The sequence below is a fragment of the Dactylosporangium sp. NPDC005572 genome (assembly GCF_040605515.1).
Taxonomy (GTDB): Bacteria; Actinomycetota; Actinomycetes; order Mycobacteriales; family Micromonosporaceae; genus Dactylosporangium.
In genome coordinates this window covers 44,039-61,950 of the sequence record NZ_JBEXCY010000039.1, presented here as the reverse complement: position 1 = coordinate 61,950, position 17,912 = coordinate 44,039, and the positions used below count along the sequence as shown (strand labels likewise).

Here is a 17,912-nt window from a genome sequence, read left to right as displayed (position 1 = left end):
GGAAATAGATCAAGCCGTTGAGGCGCGCATGGCATGGGCGCTACCGTGCGTGCTGGGCCTCTGGCATGCCTCGCCTGGACTTCCTTGTGGGTCCATGTAGGTGCGGTTTCGTGAGGAGGCCGGCGTTCGGTTGGACTACGCGGCTAAGCCTCAACTCACCTTCAAGGACGACATCTACGCGCTCTTTGAGGAGATGATTGATGTCTTTCGGGCCGAAGCCAGTTACCAGGAACGCATCACAAAGGTGCGTGACAAGATGCAGGCCCGCGTCCGGAAGGGTTACTATCCGTTCCGGCCTAATCAAGGCTACCGTGAGACCGGCGAGTCCGGATTGCACGAGCCAGACCCGGCACGGTTCCCGCTCTTGCGTCGGGCGTTCCTCGACGTACTTTCGCAGGAGCACACCCCAACTCAAGCACTCAAGCGTTTAAACAGCGCAGGCCATACCACCCCACGAGGCAATCGGTCGCTCGACATCGACAAGTTCATGAAGCTCCTCCGAAATCCCTATTACGCTGGAGCCATCCGAATTGCCGACTGGCCGCATAATGACGCGGCCCCCCACACGCCAATGATCACACTCGACGAATATGAGCGGACTTTAGTACAATAGTTCGCATACGTTCAAGTTGCATCGCTATGAATACTTCACGAAACTCCCACACCAATCTCGGTGAACTGATTGATGCCGGATTGCGCCGGACCAACCTAAGTTTGCGTGGCCTAGCCGAACAATGCGGCGTTGATCCATCCACGCTCACCCGCCTGCGCCATGGAGAGATGAGAAAACCCGACGAGGACATGCTCAGGCGCATCGCGCGGCACCTCGGCCAGGATATCGAGGATTACCATGTCGCCCTGCTGGCTGACCGGGGCCAGTTGCCGCGATGGGGCAAGGTGCTGGGTACGGAGCTGGGCATTCGGCTCTCAAACGATGACGAGCAGGCCATAACCCAGTTCGTGGAGGCGATGCTCAAACATCGGCGTAACGGCTAGCGACAGACACATCAGTAACGCAGGGGTTTGTACGGCATTGAGACTAAGGCGCATCAGCTATAACCCGTTGGTCGCATTGCGCGCTCTAGTGCCTCGAACCGGCCTAGACCATACCGAGGCGCTGATAGTGACCGAAGTCCAGGCCGGGGTATTGCTCAAGATGGTTGGCGTCGTGCGTCCGCCGGTGCCAGTACCCATCCTGGCCGAGTTTCTGGACATCGCCTGCGAGCATGACGAGGCGCTGGGCGTCCTCGGCCATCACGCACCTGACGGTGACAGCTGGCGTATCGGCTACGGCGACCCGACCCCGCTGGCGCGGAACGCAACGGTGGCCCACCAGCTCAAGCTCATCCTGGACGCCGAGTTCGACGAGGGCGAGCTCTACCTGCCGGTCGCGGTCATGGCGCCTCGGTTGCGGAAGCACCATGCCGCTGAGTACTTCGCCCAATGCCTGACGATGCAGAGCCAGATGGTGCAGCAGGCGTGGTGCCGCGGGCAGGAGATCGATGTACTGGCCGAGGAGTTTGATGTGACACCGGAAGCGATGCTGTTTCGGCTGAAGACACTGAAACTCGTGGAGTCAGCATACGAGCGGTGATCGCAAGCCAGAGCCAGCCGATGGAACCACGCGCAACCTGGCTAGGAGGCAGCCTTGAGCACGAACGAGCCGTACTGCCAGCGGCGCGCGAGGTGCTCAGCTTCGATGAGGACATCGACGATCGGGGGCAGTGGAGCGCTGTGGTCGGCCCGCCGGTGGTCGATCTTAGCGGCAAGAACCGGCCACAGCTCACGCGCTAGGGCCCGCTTGCTCAGCTCCGGCCGCCCGTTCGTCCAGACGTTGTCGATGTTCTGGCGAGCCTGCCGCACCCTCTGGACAGCCTGTCGAACCCGGTCTTGGTCTACCTGCGGCCATCCGGTATGCACCTGGACGATAGCCGCAGTCAGTTCGTCATCGTCGAAGTGTTCGAGCTCGAAGCAGCGCTCGTTCCACGTCCTGATATGTACGAGCTGGTCGAGCTCCGTCGGATCGGCAGCCACGCCCTGGGCCGAGAGCACCCGGACGATTTCCTCGATGATCTTCCGACGTACCTCAGCAATGTCGTCTGGTGTCGTATACGGCCCCTCGGGGTCCACCGCAATAAACAACATCGTCGGCGGCTTGATCAACGTCCAGTTGTCGCCATGGCGCTCACCAACCAATGGGGCCGCAGCCAACGCCGCGACCTTGGTGAGGTCGCCACCCACGCCCCGCAGAGTCAAGACACGGACGAGTTCAGGCGCCAGTGACAGGTCGGCGTACTCGCGGACCCGTGGGACCAACTCCTCCTCGGTCTCGCCCTCGACCACGAGCACGACCCGCGGATGGGGCGAAAGACCAAGCCGTTGAAGATCCTCATCGAGGCTCCGGTCATGAGCGCTCAGGCGCTCATGCAGGTGATGGGGGGAGATCGATGGAATGGTTGGCAACGGCTCTGCGGCACCGCGTCTGGCCAAATCCTCGTAGTACAGCAAGAGAATCTCGGCTGCCTCCCGGCAATCCATGGCCTGAAGCGCCGCCCCGCTGAGCATGTCGCGGGAGCGATGCGGCGCACGCCGAGCAAGCGATCCCCAGTTGCGCCCAAGCGGATCGATGCGCTGAGCGGTCATCAGTAGCGACTCGGCGTCTGCCTGGGCGCGCCCCGCCGGGTAGTCGAACGTCGCGGCGAACTCCCGTGGGTCGAACGAGTCCCGATACCGCTCCCACTCCTCAAACTCGGTGTTCTGGAGATGAACCCAGGCGGGATCGAGCTTGGGAAGGTACCGGGCCTCAAGGGCGGCCAGGACGATCGCGGTATCACGGAGACGACCTGCACGCTCGACGAGCCTTGCGTGCGGTTCAGGCAATCGAACCACCCGGCGGTCCGAACGCCGCGTCACGCGGCGACGGGCCCAGAGCGGCTCGATCTGGGACAGCATCAGCAGTTGGTAGTGCGAGTACAGCAAGCCGTTGTGCCACTGATACGAGACGCCCTTGGGCCGCTCGAACGCCACGTGCCGGCGGAACGGGGCCGCGGCCGGATCTCGTACCTGCCCCTTGGACGCCGCCCGTCGCAGCTCATCAGTGAGGGAGCTGAAGCCGAGTGGCTCAGGCGGCGACAACTCGATGGGCTCGCCAACCCGCCGTGACGTCAGCTCAACCAGGGGAGCGAGAACACCAAGCCGATACAGCTCACGAAGACCGGCCAGGTCCAGGCCCACACCGCGCCGCTTAGCTTCATCAAGGAGCTTCTTGGTGTCGAGCGGGATGCGCTGGCTGAAGACCCATGGACGCCCAAGGATGTCGAGTGAGCTTCTCGATGGGGCTGCGGCGGTGGAGGTGTTCATCGATGGAGGTGTTCGCTCTTAATAGGTGAGGCCGGACGTACCTGTCGGACGAAGGTTACTCAGATAAGCAGTGGCCTTCATCCCTATAACGCCGGAGGTTAGGAAGCCTGCTTTAGCTCAGGATCACCGCCCGGCGCGAGCCCCAGCAGCCGCAGCAGACCTGCGGTCGGGACGCGATAGGTGACACCGACCCGCAAGACGGGGACGGGGAAGTCACCGCGACGCACGAGCTCAAAGGCCCGCGTCCGCCCGATTCCCATCGCGTGGGCGGCGGTCACCAAGCCCACAACGGCCGGCAGGGCTAGCAGTTCTTTGCGACTCAGGGCCTTCATGTCGACACCTCCCAGCTGATGCGCTCTTGACGATGAGCGCATCATCCCCTTCCGTTCGTTGCAAGTCAAGCGCTCGTGCTGGTGAGCGCATGACTGATATCGTCGGGACCGTCCCCCACCGGACCCGTACGCCAGGGAGCACGCTGTGACAGAGCCTCCTCGTCCCGCCCGTGATGTGTTGGTTGGCGGCGCCAAAGCTGCCCGCGAGCGTCTCGGCCTGCGTCAGGAGGACGTGGCAAAGCGCTTGCGCGAGCTGGGGCTAACGAGCTGGCTGCGCGGGACGGTCGCGCAGGTGGAAGTGGGCGCTCGCCGCCTGACGCTTCAGGAGTTCTTTCTCCTGGCGCTGGTGTACGAGACGACACCGGCCGCTCTTGTGGGCGGCGAGGACGAGGAGTTGGTGGCGCTGACCACCACGACAGCGATGCGAGCCGGCGATCTTCGGTCGCTGCTATCCGGCCAGGTCGTGGCGACGGACCGGCTGAGGCCGGAAACCGGCATCGGGACAACCCGTGCGACCTTGAGCCACGCGGTGGGTCAGCCAACCTCTCCCGAGGTGGGCGAGGCCGAGCGATACGTCGCCAGACGGCTGAGGAAGAGCGTCGAGGAGATCAACGCGGCGGCCGTGGAGCGCTGGGGCCGGAGTCTGTCCGAGGAGCGCGACCGGCGATTGGACGTGCACACCGGGGTGTCCGCCCGCCGGCTCCAGGCACTGCGCGGCCACGTCACGCGGGAACTGCTCACCGAGCTCATGCCTGACGCACGTGGCAGGCAGGCACCCGCTCAGCCAGCGCCAACCCAGGCAGAGCAACGGAGTGAAGAAGGGAGCTCCCGAAGGCAATAGGCGTACCGCCACCGGCGGTCTTTGAAGAGAGGAAGGGGAAAATGCGAACCTGCGAGGGACGGACCCGATCAAGAAGGTCACCCTGGCGGACGGAACGGTCCGCTACCGGTTCGTCGTCGATGTGGGCCGGAAGGCGGACGGCCGGCGGGACCAACGGACCTACACCTACGACACCAAGAAGGGAGCCAAAACGGAGCGTGCCCGGATCATTAGCGAGGTCGCGAAGGGCACGTACGTCCGTCCGAACCGGAGCCTGACCGTTAAGGGCTACTTGGTCGACGACTGGTTGCCGACGAAGGCCGGGAAGAAGCCGAGCACGGTCAGCTGCTACGAGACGGCCTTGGTCCAGGTCATCGCCGAGTACGGCGATCTGCCGTTGCAGGCGCTGGATGTGCCGCATCTGGAGCGGTTGAAGCGGCGCATGCTGTCTGGGGAGCTACGGCGCGTGGGCAAGCCCGGCGAGCCGCTATCACCCCGCACCGTCAACCTCATGCTGACGGTGCTGACGATGGCGCTCAAACCCGCGCTGCGGCGGGGGCTGGTGGTGCGCAACGTGGCCGAGATCGTCGAGCGGCTGGAGTCCGATCCGGACGCCGGCGCCGACCGCGGCGAATGGCAGGCAGACGACGCCAGGCGATCCCTGCGCTTTGTCTCATCGCACCGGCTGTACGCGGCGCTCGTGTTGTCGCTGCTGGGTCTGCGGCGCGGGGAAGTAACCGGGCTGCGCTGGGACGACATCGACCTGACAGGCGACCAGGCGCTGGCCCGCAACCGGACGCGCTCCATCGGGGAGCGGTCCATCTCCCCCTCGTCGACGAGCCACCGGAAGAACTGCTGCAGCCCTTTGTGCTTGTTCAGCGCGGTCGCGGCGGCGCGGGTCTCGATCATCCAGGCCTGGAACGCCTCGATGTGCGCCTTGGTGCTCTCGGTCGGGTCCTCGGCCGCGTCGTCGGCGTCTGGATCGGGTGAGTGCTGGGCGAAGTAGCGGCCGAGCTGGGCTGCGGCAAGCAGGTAGTTGTAGCGGGTGGTCTCCGGATGGTTCGCGGCGCGCAGGGTCCGGTCCCAGTCGCGAAGGTAGCCGGCCCACTCCCGGGCGAGGCCTTCGGTAAGCTTTTCGATCTTGAGCAGGGGCATCTCGTCACCCGTCGAGTCAAGGGGTCCAACAACGGCGTGCTCGACCTCGACTAACGGCTCAGACACGAAAAGAGGGCCTCCGCAAGTCTGTGACCTGCGGAAACCCTCGCGCTGTCGGGACGGCGGGATTTGAACCCACGACCCCTTGACCCCCAGTCAAGTGCGCTACCAAACTGCGCTACGTCCCGGTGCTCCCGCAGCTCTCGCCCGCGGCAGCCAGCACACCATACCGTATCCCCCCACCGCCCCGCGCAGCAGTATCCCGCACCCCGCCTACGCTCGGTGGGGTGCGGATTGATCTCGTCACCCTTGTTGTCCCTGAGTATGACCCCGCCATCGAGTTCTTCGTCGGCGTCCTGGGGTTCGAGCTGGTCGAGGATGTTCCCTCGGTTACCACCGACGGGCGGCCGAAGCGGTGGGTCGTGGTGCGGCCGTCCGGAGGCGGGGCCGGGCTGCTGCTTGCCCGGGCCGACGGGGAGCACCAGGAGCGGCGGGTCGGTGACCAGACCGGCGGACGGGTCGCGTTCTTCCTGCGTGTGGACGACTTCGACAGCTGGTACAACACCCTAATAAAGAATAATGTTCAGTTTGTCCGAGAGTCGAAGACCGAGAGCTACGGCACCGTCGCCGTGTTCCGGGACGTTGCCGGGAATCTGTGGGATCTGATCGGCGCCTAACGGGAAACCAGCACCTGACACCGCAAGGGTGAGGCCCCCGACCTGCGCGGGACGGTGGCGTACAAGCTGGTCAAGGCCGGCTACGAGGTCATCGGAACCGGCACGGACTGGCCGTCGCCGCGTGCTGCCGTACCTGGCGATTCCGGACATCATCATGCAGGGGCAGGACGGGCTGAGGCGTTGCAGGACGGATCCCGAGACCGCGCTGATCCCGGTCACGGCGGGCGCCGTGCACCATATGTCGAGCAGTGCCCAGTCGCTGCCGCGGGTACGCCCGTCGATCCGCCTACCGGGCACGACCTGGGATAAAGCTTCCGCTGGTGACCGGCGCGGCGCTACCCTGGGCCGCGAACCGCTCATATCTGCACTGGCACAGCCGAACGGATCCGACGGCCAGGAAAGGCGGTGACGGCGGCCGGTGGAGCAGACGGGGCGCGGCATGCGCGGGCTGGCGGCCGTGTACGGGGTGCTGCTGGCCGCGGCCGTCGCCTGGGGCGTCGCCCGGTTCGCCGGGGCCGACCCGCCGACCGTGTTCGGGTGGTTGCCGGGAGCGGTCGGGATCGCGATCGGCGCCGGGTATCTCCTGCGGGCCTCGCGCACGACGAGTCTCTCCCCCGCCGGGCGGCGGTTCTGGCGGTCGTTGGCGGTGGCCGCGTTCCTCATCGCGCCAGCGACGAAGCCGCTGACCGAGGCCAGTCTCGGCGGGCGGCGGACCGGGCCGGTGCTGACCGGGGCCGTCGTGCTGCTGAGTATTGCGCTTCTGCTGGTGCTGTTGGCCCTGTTGCGCCTGCCGACGCGCAGTCGCAGCCGGGGCGACTGGCTGCGACTGGGCCTGGACGCGGCGACCGTGCTCGTCTGTTCCGGGACATTTCTCTGGTACTTCGTGCTGCGCCCGCTGGTCGAGGCGGACGCGGAGCTGCCGAAGGTGCTCGGGATGCTCATCCTGAGCCTGTTGTGCCTGCTCGCCGTGCTCGCCGTCGTGAAGCTCACCCTCGTCGGCACGGGTGCGGTCGACATGGTGGCGCTGCGCACGCTCGGCGGGGTGGTGCTGCTCGGTGCGGCCGGGTCGGCGCTGGTGCCCGTGCTGCAGGACCCGCGCCTCGCCGGGGTATCCAACACCATCACCACCCTGGAATCGGTGCTCGTCGCTCTCGCCGGCGTCGTGCAGGCCCGCCGGGCGGTGCCGATGGCGCCGCCGCCCGAGCGGCGCCGGCCGTACAGCGTCCTGCCGTACCTCGCCGTCGCGGCCGTCGACGCGCTGCTCATCGGGGTCGCCGCCCGGGGGGAGAGCTCGGTCCCGGTCGTGGTCGGTGCCGTCGCGGCGACGGCCGCGGTCGTGGTGCGCCAACTGCTCGCGTTCCGGGACAACGACGCGCTGCTGGGCTCGCTGCGGGAGCACCAGCGGCTGCTGCACGAGCAGGCCACGCACGACACATTGACCGGGCTGCCGAACCGGGCGCTGTTCAACGCGCGGCTGGAGTCGGCGCGGATGGCGGTGCTCGTCGATCTCGATGATTTCAAGGCGGTCAATGACACGCTCGGCCATCCGGTTGGCGACGCGCTGCTCGTGGAGGTCGGGCGGCGGCTGACGGCGGCGGTGCGCGGCGAGGACCTGGTCGCGAGGCTGGGCGGTGACGAGTTCGCGGTACTGCTGCCGGACGCCGAATGCGACGGTGTGGCGGAGCGGATCCTGGCCGCGCTCGGCGAGCCGGTGCGGGTGCACGGGCACGTGCTCACGGCCGGGGCCAGCGTCGGGGTCGCGGTGCGGGAGCCGGATGAGGACGCGCATGCGCTGCTGCGCCATGCCGACATCGCGATGTACGCGGCCAAGCAGCGCGGAAAGGGCCGCTCGGCGCGGTACACGCCGGATCTGGCGGGGCTGCTGACGACGCCGGAGGCGGAGACGCGGGCCCGTGAGCTGCGCCGGGCGCTCGCCGCCGCCGACGGGGCGTCGCCGGTGACGCTGGAGATCGGCCGGGCGATGCTCGTCGCGCCCGGGTTCGCGAACGACCTGACGAAGGTGCTGGCCGAGGCGGGTGTGCCACCGACCCGGCTGACGCTGGCGATTCCCGCCGCGCAGCTGGCCGACGATGATGTGGTACGGGCGGCGCTCGCCGAACTGCGCGCCCACGGCGTGGGGCTGGCGCTGGACCATACCGGCACGCGGAAGGTACGACTGGACCTGCTGGCGGCGCTGCCGTTCACGCGCGTGGTCCTCGATCCGGCGTTCCTGGGTGCCGGCGGCCGGGAAGGTGCGCTCGCCGACGCCGTCGTGCGGTTCGCACAGGACACGGGTGTGGAGTGCACGGTCGCCGATGCGGAAACCCTGCCAGCACAGACGGAGAGCGCTCTCCAAAATTCGTCGTGACCTCTTGACAGCCGGGCCCCGGGGCGTGAGGCTCACTCTTTGGAGAGCGCTCTCCCACACCGCCCCGAGATGCTCCGCGGCCACCGCCATGCGGCCCGGAGCCTGACCCCCACCGGCCGGACCACCGCACCCTCGCGGTGGCGCTGGCGCCTGCCCTGACACCGGGAGCACAGCATGCGAACCGCCGTACCGCCGACGGCCCTCCGCCACCGGCGCCGAACCCTGCTCATCTCCGCCGTCGCCACATTCGTGCTGCTCGCGACGTACGCGGTGACGACCACCCTCTCCGCCAGCGCCGCCGACACGCTCATCTCGCAGGGCAAGCCGGCCCTGTCGTCCTCCGACGAGAACGGCGGCACCCCCGCATCGGCGGCCGTCGACGGCAACACCACCGGCACCCGCTGGTCCAGCGCGGCCGCCGACCCGCAGTGGCTGCGGGTCGACCTCGGCGCGACCGCGAGTATCTCCCAGGTCAAGCTGTACTGGGAGGCCGCCTACGCCACCGCGTTCAAGATCCAGACGTCGCCCGACGGCAACACGTGGACCGACATCAAGACCGTCACCGGCGCGACCGGCGGCACGCAGACCTACGACGTGACGGGCAGCGGCCGGTACGTGCGCATGTACGGCACGACCCGCGGGACCGGCTACGGCTACTCCCTGTGGGAGTTCCAGGTCTACGGCTCGTTCGGCACCGGCCCCACCGCGGGCCCGTGCAACACCGCCGTGAACGCCGCGCAGGGCCGCCCGGCCGACGCGTCGAGCACCGAGAACGCCGGCGCGAACCCGGCCTCGGCCGCGGTCGACGGTAACGCCGGCACCCGCTGGTCGAGCGTGTTCGCCGACCCGCAGTGGCTGCGCGTCGACCTCGGCTCGGTGCAGAGCATCTGCCAGGTGACGATCAACTGGGAGGCCGCGTACGGCAAGGACTTCCAGCTGCAGACGTCGACCGACAACGCGAACTGGACCACGATCAGGACGGTCACCGGCGGTACCGGCGGCAACCAGGTGCTGTCGGGTCTGTCCGGCTCGGGGCGCTGGCTGCGGGTCTACGGCACGGCTCGCGGGAGTGGCTACGGCTACTCGATCTGGGAGCTGGTCGTGAACGTGGACGGCACGGTGCCGACGTCGAACTCGCCGTCGCCGTCGACGTCTCCCAGTGGGCCGCAGCTGCCCGGCGGCGGTGACCTCGGCTCGAACGTGATCGTGTTCGACCCGTCGATGTCGAGTGCTTCGATCCAGGCGAAGCTGGACGAGATCTTCACCCAGCAGGAGCAGGCCCAGTTCGGTCCGGGCCGCTACCAGTTCCTGTTCAAGCCGGGTTCGTACAGCGGGCTCAACGCCCAGATCGGTTTCTACACGTCGATCAACGGCCTCGGCCAGAACCCGCAGGACGTGCAGATCCACGGCGACATCACGGTCGACGCCGGCTGGTTCGGCGGCAACGCCACGCAGAACTTCTGGCGCTCCGCCGAGAACCTGTCGATCTACCCGGTCAGCGGTGTCGACCGCTGGGCCGTCGCGCAGGCGGCGCCGTTCCGTCGCATCGATGTGCACGGCGGTATGACGCTCGCGTCGCCGAACTGCGGCTGGGCGTCCGGTGGTTACATCGCCGACAGCCGGATCAGCGGCAACATCAACCCGTGCTCGCAGCAGCAGTGGTTCACCCGGGACAGCACGATCGGCAGCTGGAACGGCTCGGTGTGGAACATGGTGTTCTCCGGCGTGCAGGGTGCCCCGGCGACCAGTTTCCCGAACCCGCCGTACACCACGGTCGCGCAGAGCCCGATCAGCCAGGAGAAGCCGTACCTGTACGCGGACGCGAGCGGCGCCTACCGGGTCTTCGTCCCGTCGCTGCGGACCAACTCCAGCGGCGCGACCTGGATCAACGGCCAGACCCCGGGCACGTCACTGTCGATCAACCAGTTCTACGTCGCCAAGCCGGGCGTCACGGCCGCGACCCTCAACCAGGCCGTGGCGCAGGGCCTCAACCTGCTGTTCACGCCCGGCGTCTACCACCTGAACCAGACCGTCAACATCAACCGCGCGAACACGGTCGTCCTCGGCCTCGGCTACGCCACCATCGTGGCCGACAACGGCGTGCTGCCCATGCAGGTCGGCGACGTCGACGGCGTCAAGATCGCCAGCCTGCTCTTCGACGCGGGCCCGACGAACTCCCCGGCGCTGCTGCAGGTCGGCCCGGCCGGCGCCACCGGCAACCACGCCGCCAACCCGAACCTGCTCTCCGACGTGTTCCTGCGCGTCGGCGGCGCCGGTCCGGCGAAGGTCACCAACGCGCTCGTGGTGAACAACCACAACACGATCATCGACCACATCTGGTCGTGGCGCGCCGACCACGGCGACGGGGCCGGCTGGACCACCAACCCGGCCGACACGGGTCTGGTCGTCAACGCCAACAACGTCATGGCCTACGGCCTGTTCGTCGAGCACTTCAACAAGTACAACGTCATCTGGAACGGCAACGGCGGCCGGACGATCTTCTTCCAGAACGAGCTGCCCTACGACCCGCCGAGCGCGGCCGCCTGGTCGCACGACGGCATCGTCGGCTACGCCGCCTACAAGGTCGGCAACAACGTCACCTCACACGAGGCGTGGGGCCTGGGCAGCTACTGCGTGTTCACCAGTGATCCTTCCATCGCCGCGTACCACTCGTTCGAGGTACCGGTGAACCCGAACGTCAAGTTCCACAGCGTGCTGACCGTGTCGCTCGGCAAGGGCTCGATCACGCATGTCATCAACGACACCGGGGCGGCGGCGCAGGCCTCGAACGTCGTACCGTCCAATGTGGTGAGTTTCCCGTAGGTCCGGCTCGGTAGCAGGGCGGGGGCCGGTCGCGGTCCCCGCCCTGTGCCGTTCGGCCGTCACACCGGCGGCCGGTCGAGCGGGAACTCGGCGAGCAGGCTGGTGCCGTGGCCTCGCCAGCTGTCGATCGTGATCCGGCCGCCGAGCGCCTCGACGCGGTCCTTGAGGCCGAGCAGGCCGGTGCCGCGGGAGAAGTCGGCGCCGCCGGTGCCGTCGTCGCGGACCTCGAGGTGCAGGGCCGAGCCGGCGGTGTCGACGGTGTCGACGGTGACCGTCACCTGCGAGGCGTGCGCGTGCTTCGCGGCGTTGGTGAGCGCTTCGGCGACCACGTAGTACGCGCTGACCTCGACGTGCTCGGGCAGCCGGACGTCGGTGCGCACGTCGAGGTGGACCGGGACGGGGCAGCGGCGGGCGAGCGTGCGCAGTGCCGTGCCGAGGCCGCCCTCCGACAGGATCGCCGGGTGGATGCCGTGGGCGACCTCGCGCAGTTCGTCCAGCGCCCCGGTCACCTCCCGGACGGCGTCGTCGAGCCGGGTGGCGAGCGGGTCGAACCCGGCGGGCAGCGCCTCCTGGGCCGAGCGCAGGTCCAGGGCCAGGGTCACGAGGCGCTGCTGGGCGCCGTCGTGCAGGTCCCGTTCGATGCGCCGGCGGGCATGGTCGGCGGCGGCGACGATGCGGGCCCGTGAGGTGGTGAGCTCCGCCCGGCTGTCGGCGTTGGCGATGGCGGTGGCGACGAGCTCGGTGAAGTCGGCGAGTCGTTGCGGCTGGAGCCGCCGATCGCGGGACCCGACGGTGATGGCGCCCCAGACCCGGCCCTCGACGACGATCGGGCTCGCGACGGTCGCCGCGTGCAGCTCGGCCGGGGGTCCGTGCCGCCCCATGACGGTTGTCGATCCGTCGGGCTCGTGCCGTACGATCACCGCCTCCTCGGCGCCGAAGAGCGCGCAGATCTCGTCGGCCACCGCGGTGAACACTTCTTCGGGCCGTGTCCCGCGGGCGACCAGGGTCGCCACGCGCCGCAGTGCGGTCTGTTCGTCGGCGATGCGGCGGAAGTCGCCGTACACCTTGATGTTGTCGAGCGACACCGCGAGCTGGCCGGCGATGAGCCGCACCGCCTCCAGCCGCCCGGCGGTGAACGCGCCCCGGATGAGCCGGTTCTCCAGCAGGAGCATCGCCCGCAGCGTGCCGCGGCTGACGATCGGCACGGCGAGCAGCGCGCAGTAGGCGACGCCGGTGAGGTACGGGTCGCGGGCGAAGCGGTCGTCGCGGGTGGCGTCGTCGACGACGAGCGGCTCGCCGGTCCGCTGGGCGTAGCGGACCACGGACATCGGCTGCGCCCGGTCGCCGCCCGGCGCCGGCCGCAGCCAGTCCTGCCGGTCCTCGCTCCACAGCAGCAGCTGCACGTCCGTGGCGCCGGTCATCGCGCTCACCACGCTGGTCACCCGCGAGTGCAGCCGCTCCAGGTCGGTCTCCGAGCTCAGGGCCTGCGAGGCGGCCAGGATGCCCAGCAGGTCGAGCGTCCCGGTCGTCATCACGGCCCGCTGCTCGCCGGTCTCGGCGGGCGACGGTGGCTGCGGCCCCCGCGCCGGGTACGCCCAGTCGAGCTGGTCGACCTTCGCGGTGGCGCCCCATTCGAGGTACGCCTGGCGTGCCTCGGTGAGCAGGGCGCGGCCGGTGTGTTCGAGGCCGTGGGTGAGGTGGAACCGGGCCGCGCGTTCGGTGATGAGCGCCCGGTGCCAGGGTCGTTGCCGGTCGGCCGCGGCGCGCAGGGCCGCGTCGTAGGTCAGGGCGGCGGCGTAGAAGTCCCCGACCGCCCAGGCCCGTTCGGCCTCGACCAGCCGCAGCAGGTGCAGGAAGTTCCCGGGCGCGTCGGCGGCGCGGGCGGCCAGCCAGTCCGCCACGTCGGCGAGCTCGGACAGTACCGCCGTGCGGTCGCCGTCGTCGCGGTCGCGGGCCTGCCGGGCGAGGGCGAGGCCGCGCAGCAGGTAGGCGGTGTCCGTCGGGTACGGGCCGAGGCCGGTGTGCAGCAGCGCCATCGCCGCGGCGCTGTGGCGGGCCAGGCCGGCCCCGTCGTCGAAGATGGCGGCCGCGGTACCGCGGGTGAGATGCTCCGGCAACGCCACGGTCGGCTCCTCGGTGGCGACGTCGGCGACGTGCTCGCCGCGCAGCACCCCGACCAGCCACCGGTAGCTGTCCAGCACCCGGCCGGTCAGTTCGTTGCCGGTCCGCCGGACGAATGCGCGCCCGGCCTCGACCTCGGCGGCGAGCTCCGCGAGCGTCGGCGCGACGTCGATCAGCTCGGCCACGATCTGGTAGTAGGTGTAGCCGGCGAAGGCGAGGTCGCCGCCGGAGATCAGTTCCTCGCGGGCCTGCTGGCAGGCCCGCACGCCGTTTTCGGCCGACTCGAACCAGTGGCACTGCGCGGCGTACAGGACACGCGCCCGCGCGGTGCCGGGCTCGTAGCCGCGCGCCGCGCTCTCGGCCAGCAGCCGCCCGCCGGCCCGGTACCCGGCGGCGAAGTCCCCGAGCAGGACCGCGGCGGTACAGGCGACCGTCGCCGGTCCGATCAGGGCGGGGTGCGGGCCGTGCTCGTCCCAGATCCGCAGCGCCTCCAGCCCGAGCCAGCAGTGGGTCGCGTAGTCCTCGCCGAAGTAGGCGGCGGCGATGACCGCGTTGAGCACGTGCGCGGTGGCGAGCAGCGTCGGGTCCGTGAGCTCCGCCCGGTCCGGGTCGGTGGGCCGCTCCAGCCAGTCGTGCAGGTACCCGAACTGGCGGTCGAGCTCGGCGGGGAGCCGGTCGGCCGGCGGCACGGCGGTGCCCAGCGCGCGCAGCGAGTCGACGCCGAGCCGGACCGCCTCGGCGAAGCGGGTGCGGTGGGTGAGGCTGCTGATCTGTATGCCGGTCGCGGACGCCCGGTCGACGACGTCGGGGCGCAGCCGCTCGATCGTGCGGTACTCCTCGTCCGCGTCGTCGAGCTGCCCGAGCCCGAACAGTGCCGCGTGGCGGGCGGTGTGCACCTCGGCCAGCACGTCGGTGTCCGCCGGGTCGATGAGCGGCAGGGCCGCCGCCAGGTTGGCGTCGACCGCCGCCTGGTCGCCGATCGCCGCGGCCTGGGCGGCGGTCCGGCGCAGCAGGGCCACGACCCGGCGCCGTTCGGCCGGCTCGCGGACCGCGTCGATCACCGGCAGGTAGTGGTCCGCGGCGACGGCGGCCAGCTCCGGGACGGGCGCCAGCCGGCGGGCGATGGCGAGCCGCACGGCGCGGCGGTGCCGGTGGGTCATCGACCGCAGGACGGCCTCGCGGGTCTGGTCGTGCCGGAAGCGCACCGCCGCCTCGAGGCCGGAGCCCATGACGAGCAGCCCCTCGTCGAGCGCGGGGAGCAGCGAGCGCTCCACCGCGTCGGCCGTCGCCCCGGTCGCGGTCTGCAGGAGGCGGACCTCGGCCCGCCCGCCGAGGCACGCCATCGCCTCCAGCACGTGCTTGGAGCGGGCGGGCAGCGCCGCGAACCGCGCCGCCAGCAGGCCCGTCGGCTCGGAGCGGTGCAGGTGCTGTCGCGTCGCCGCGTCGTCCCACTGCCAGCCGTCCGGCCCGGCGGTCAGCACACCTTCGGACCGCAGCACGTTGAGCAGCTCCACCGTCCGGTGCGGGTTGCCGGCGGTGTACGGGCGGATCGTCGCGGCGAGCCCGGCCGCCCGCGCCGGGTCCACGTGCAGCACCTCCGCGACGAGCGCGCCGAGTCCGGGTTCGTCCAGGTCGGTCAGTTGCAGGTGGCGTACCGCGGGCAGCTCCCGCCAGCGGGCCAGCGCCGGTGCCAGCGCCGGTGCGTCATCGTCGCGGTACGTGCCGACGAGGAGCAGACCGTCGACCGGTTCGGCGCAGAACAGCTCGTCGACGAGGCCGAACGCCATCGGCGCGGCCCACTGCAGGTCGTCGATGAACACCACGAGCGGGCGCTCCCGGGAGGCCACCGCACGCAGGACCTCCGCGGTGGTCTGCTCGACCCGGGCCCGCGCCGTGAGCGGGTCCCCGGTGTCGGGCGGCACGCCGAGCAGCGTCGCGAACTCCGGCAGCATCGCCGTCAGCAGCCCGGCGTTCGTCCCGGCCGCCTCGAGGATGCGCCCGCGAACCTTCGCGAGCGTCTCCTCCGGCTCCGCCAGCAGCAGCCGGCCGAGCGCGTGGAACGCCTGGTGCAGGGCGTTGAACGCGGGGTCGCGGCGGTACTGGTCGAACTTGCCCGCCACGAACCAGCCGTCCCGCCCGGCGACCAGCGGCCGCAGCTCGTCGACCAGCGCCGTCTTGCCCACCCCGGCCGGTCCGGCGACGAGCAGGCCGCGGCACCGGCCGGCCGTCGCGTCCTCGAACGCCGCCCGCAGCGCCGCCACTTCCGGGTCGCGACCGACCAGGCGCGACGGCGGCAGCAGCCGCAGCGGTACGTCGTGCGCGCCGATCCGCAGCCCGGCCACCGCGTCCGGGCCACCGGCCAGGAGCCGCTCCAGGTCGTGGACCACGCCGTCGGCCGTCTGGTAGCGGTCGTCCGGCTCCTTCTCCAGCAGGTGCATGATGATCTCGGACAGCGGGACCGGCACGGCCGGGTTCACCCGCGCGGGCGGTACCGGCACCCGGGCCAGGTGGTCGTGGGTGAGCCGGAGCGGGTCGCCGGCGCCGAACGGCGGGGCGCCGGTGGCCAGCTCGTACAGCGTCGCCCCCAGCGCGTACAGGTCGGCGCGCTGGTCCACCGAGCGGCCGGTGCGCCCGGTCTGCTCCGGCGCCAGGTACGCCAGCGTGCCGACGATCTGGGTGTGGTGGGTGAAGTCGGGCCGGATCTCGGCGAACGGCGTCGCGAGGAAGAAGTCCACCAGGCACGGGGCGCCGTCCGGGGCGATGAGGATGTTCGCCGGGGTGATGTCGCGGTGCATCACCCCCCGGTGGTGGATCGCCGCCACCGCCCGGGCCAGCCGGGTGGCGAGGCCGAGCAGCTCACGCGCGGCGAGCGGCTTCGCCAGTCCGGCCAGGGTCGTGTCACCCGCGTCGACCATCGTGACCGCCCCGGAGTGCGGCGCGGCGTCGACCAGCTGGGCGACGTCCGGCACCCCGCGGAGCCGCTGCAGCATCGCGGCCTCGTGCTGCACCCGCCGCGGCGCGTCCGGGCCCAGCGGTTCCTTGCGGATCAGCGCGTGCCCGGCGGCGACGACCCGGGTGACCCTGGTGTGCTCGCTGTCGTGCACGACCTCGGCCCGGCTTGCGCCTGTTCCCATATGGTGCCTCCACACGCCTCTCGCGCTCGCTACCCCGATTTGTGCGATCTCGAACGGCCGACCGCCACCGCCGGGTCACTCGCCGCCGCGGCGGTCGCCTGGACGTCCGCCAGCCCTCACTCAGCCAGAAGGCGTTTTTGTCGTACCCCTGGTGCAGACTGCGTGGCGTGGACCTGACGTTTGCGTTCGCCGTCCTCCTTGGACGGTCCGACTTCCCCGCCGGCTCCTACGACGCCTACTACGGCGGCGACACCCTCGACGAGTTCCTGCTCCCGGCCCGCTGGCTCACCCCGGCCGCCCTCGCCTCCTCCGCCCCGGTCGCATTACCGGCCGTCGACGCCTGCTATCTCGACGACGACCATGAGGCCCTCGCCTGGGAGTTCGACCTGGCCAATTCGCTGTTCGCGGTCGAGTGGGCCGACGACGTGCTGCCGGCGGCGTTCCTCGCCGACGTGCGCTCCGCCGACGCCGGCATGCTCGTGCGCGGCGCCGACCTGGGCGAACTGCTCCCCCGCCACGGCCTCGACCTGACGGCCCGCTCGGCGAAGCGGCTCAACTACCACATCTCCGCGCTGCTGCGCCTGGCCACGGACGGCACCCTGCACGACGCCATGCGCATGGCGACGTTCACGCACCGCCTGCCGGCCCTGGCCTCGTTCGCCTCGGGAGGGATGCGGCGGGTCGAGGAGGGCTGGGAGACGGCACTGGCCGCGGTCGAGCCGCCGGAGCTGCGCGACCACCTCCGCCTGCACTGCCTGGAGCCGTTCTGGTCGCGGGACGCGGGCGCCTGCTATCTGGGCGCCGACGAGTGGCCGACCGGCACGACGGCCCTCGACGGCCGCCGCAAGCTGCTGGCGGGCTGGGAGTTCGGCGAGTCCCAGTCGGGGGTGGCCGTGGTCGCCTAGTAGGCCTGACAACGTATGACGTGTCGGTCTCGGCGTCGATGCTGCGTTGGCTGCGCGGGTGGCTGCGGCGTTCGCCGCGCTCGCCCGAGCGATCTGACCGTGGAGCCCAAACACGGGCGTTCAACGACGTCCGTCGATCGACAACGCAACTGTGCCCGGCAGGCTACGCTGTCGCGGTGACTCCGGGGAGTTCCCTCAGCGAGGATCGGCCATGGCG

13 protein-coding genes and 1 tRNA gene are annotated in these 17,912 nt (G+C 70.1%); 9 read left to right on the top strand and 5 right to left on the bottom strand.

Going from position 1 to position 17,912, the window contains the following annotated elements; translation table 11 throughout:
* Window positions 1-100: 100 nt before the first annotated feature.
* From ABZS66_RS20960 to ABZS66_RS20950, 3 genes are all read left to right on the top strand, one after another.
* On the top strand, window positions 101-613 hold the full coding sequence (locus ABZS66_RS20960) for a hypothetical protein (protein WP_354760016.1): 513 nt from the start codon (window positions 101-103) through the stop codon (window positions 611-613).
* A gap of 26 nt (window positions 614-639) precedes the next feature.
* Window positions 640-996 (top strand): helix-turn-helix transcriptional regulator, encoded by a 357-nt coding sequence (locus ABZS66_RS20955; RefSeq protein ID WP_354760014.1) that lies wholly within the window; start codon window positions 640-642, stop codon window positions 994-996.
* A gap of 127 nt (window positions 997-1,123) precedes the next feature.
* Window positions 1,124-1,594: an ImmA/IrrE family metallo-endopeptidase gene (locus ABZS66_RS20950; protein WP_354760012.1), complete on the top strand. Its 471-nt coding sequence runs from the start codon at window positions 1,124-1,126 to the stop codon at window positions 1,592-1,594.
* 41 nt (window positions 1,595-1,635) lie between these two features.
* On the opposite strand, the gene ABZS66_RS20945 is transcribed toward ABZS66_RS20950, so the two are convergent.
* Window positions 1,636-3,360 carry a hypothetical protein gene (locus tag ABZS66_RS20945; protein WP_354760010.1) on the bottom strand — a complete coding sequence of 575 codons (1,725 nt, stop codon included), beginning with the start codon at window positions 3,358-3,360 and terminating at the stop codon, window positions 1,636-1,638.
* A 98-nt stretch (window positions 3,361-3,458) separates the two neighbouring features.
* On the bottom strand, window positions 3,459-3,692 hold the full coding sequence (locus ABZS66_RS20940; protein WP_354760008.1) for a DNA-binding protein: 234 nt from the start codon (window positions 3,690-3,692) through the stop codon (window positions 3,459-3,461).
* 145 nt (window positions 3,693-3,837) lie between these two features.
* Between ABZS66_RS20940 and ABZS66_RS20935 the strand changes: the two genes are divergently transcribed.
* Window positions 3,838-4,533 carry a helix-turn-helix transcriptional regulator gene (locus ABZS66_RS20935; protein WP_354760006.1) on the top strand — a complete coding sequence of 232 codons (696 nt, stop codon included), beginning with the start codon at window positions 3,838-3,840 and terminating at the stop codon, window positions 4,531-4,533.
* Window positions 4,534-4,860: 327 nt separating this feature from the next.
* Here the strand turns inward: ABZS66_RS20935 and ABZS66_RS20930 are convergent, their stop codons facing one another.
* Window positions 4,861-5,667 carry a phage integrase N-terminal SAM-like domain-containing protein gene (locus tag ABZS66_RS20930; RefSeq protein WP_354760004.1) on the bottom strand — a complete coding sequence of 269 codons (807 nt, stop codon included), beginning with the start codon at window positions 5,665-5,667 and terminating at the stop codon, window positions 4,861-4,863.
* 114 nt (window positions 5,668-5,781) lie between these two features.
* A tRNA-Pro gene (locus tag ABZS66_RS20925) sits at window positions 5,782-5,855 on the bottom strand.
* Window positions 5,856-5,954: 99 nt separating this feature from the next.
* Here ABZS66_RS20925 and ABZS66_RS20920 point away from each other — a divergent pair.
* The 4 genes from ABZS66_RS20920 (at window position 5,955) to ABZS66_RS20905 (ending at window position 11,535) form a co-directional block, all read left to right on the top strand.
* Window positions 5,955-6,344: a VOC family protein gene (locus ABZS66_RS20920; protein ID WP_354760002.1), complete on the top strand. Its 390-nt coding sequence runs from the start codon at window positions 5,955-5,957 to the stop codon at window positions 6,342-6,344.
* A gap of 121 nt (window positions 6,345-6,465) precedes the next feature.
* The gene (locus tag ABZS66_RS20915; RefSeq protein ID WP_354760000.1) at window positions 6,466-6,753 is read left to right on the top strand and encodes a hypothetical protein; all 288 of its coding nucleotides are present in this window, start codon (window positions 6,466-6,468) and stop codon (window positions 6,751-6,753) included.
* 9 nt (window positions 6,754-6,762) lie between these two features.
* Entirely contained in the window at window positions 6,763-8,712 is a 1,950-nt protein-coding gene (locus ABZS66_RS20910; protein ID WP_354759998.1) for a diguanylate cyclase, read from the top strand.
* A gap of 174 nt (window positions 8,713-8,886) precedes the next feature.
* Window positions 8,887-11,535 carry a discoidin domain-containing protein gene (locus tag ABZS66_RS20905; protein WP_354759996.1) on the top strand — a complete coding sequence of 883 codons (2,649 nt, stop codon included), beginning with the start codon at window positions 8,887-8,889 and terminating at the stop codon, window positions 11,533-11,535.
* A 59-nt stretch (window positions 11,536-11,594) separates the two neighbouring features.
* On the opposite strand, the gene ABZS66_RS20900 is transcribed toward ABZS66_RS20905, so the two are convergent.
* Complete coding sequence (locus tag ABZS66_RS20900) at window positions 11,595-16,790, bottom strand: AAA family ATPase (protein ID WP_354759994.1); 5,196 nt, start codon at window positions 16,788-16,790, stop codon at window positions 11,595-11,597.
* A gap of 167 nt (window positions 16,791-16,957) precedes the next feature.
* Between ABZS66_RS20900 and ABZS66_RS20895 the strand changes: the two genes are divergently transcribed.
* The gene (locus ABZS66_RS20895; RefSeq protein ID WP_354759992.1) at window positions 16,958-17,695 is read left to right on the top strand and encodes a hypothetical protein; all 738 of its coding nucleotides are present in this window, start codon (window positions 16,958-16,960) and stop codon (window positions 17,693-17,695) included.
* The last annotated feature ends 217 nt before the right edge of the window (window positions 17,696-17,912 follow it).

What these genes read in the sequence shown, in the direction of transcription:
- ABZS66_RS20905 (WP_354759996.1), top strand. Translation starts at nt 8,887, where the DNA reads ATGCGAACCGCCGTACCGCCGACGGCCCTCCGCCACCGGCGCCGAACC.
- ABZS66_RS20955 (WP_354760014.1), top strand. Translation starts at nt 640, where the DNA reads ATGAATACTTCACGAAACTCCCACACCAATCTCGGTGAACTGATTGAT.
- ABZS66_RS20945 (WP_354760010.1), bottom strand. Translation starts at nt 3,360, where the DNA reads ATGAACACCTCCACCGCCGCAGCCCCATCGAGAAGCTCACTCGACATC.
- ABZS66_RS20930 (WP_354760004.1), bottom strand. Translation starts at nt 5,667, where the DNA reads ATGCCCCTGCTCAAGATCGAAAAGCTTACCGAAGGCCTCGCCCGGGAG.
- ABZS66_RS20940 (WP_354760008.1), bottom strand. Translation starts at nt 3,692, where the DNA reads ATGAAGGCCCTGAGTCGCAAAGAACTGCTAGCCCTGCCGGCCGTTGTG.
- ABZS66_RS20900 (WP_354759994.1), bottom strand. Translation starts at nt 16,790, where the DNA reads ATGGGAACAGGCGCAAGCCGGGCCGAGGTCGTGCACGACAGCGAGCAC.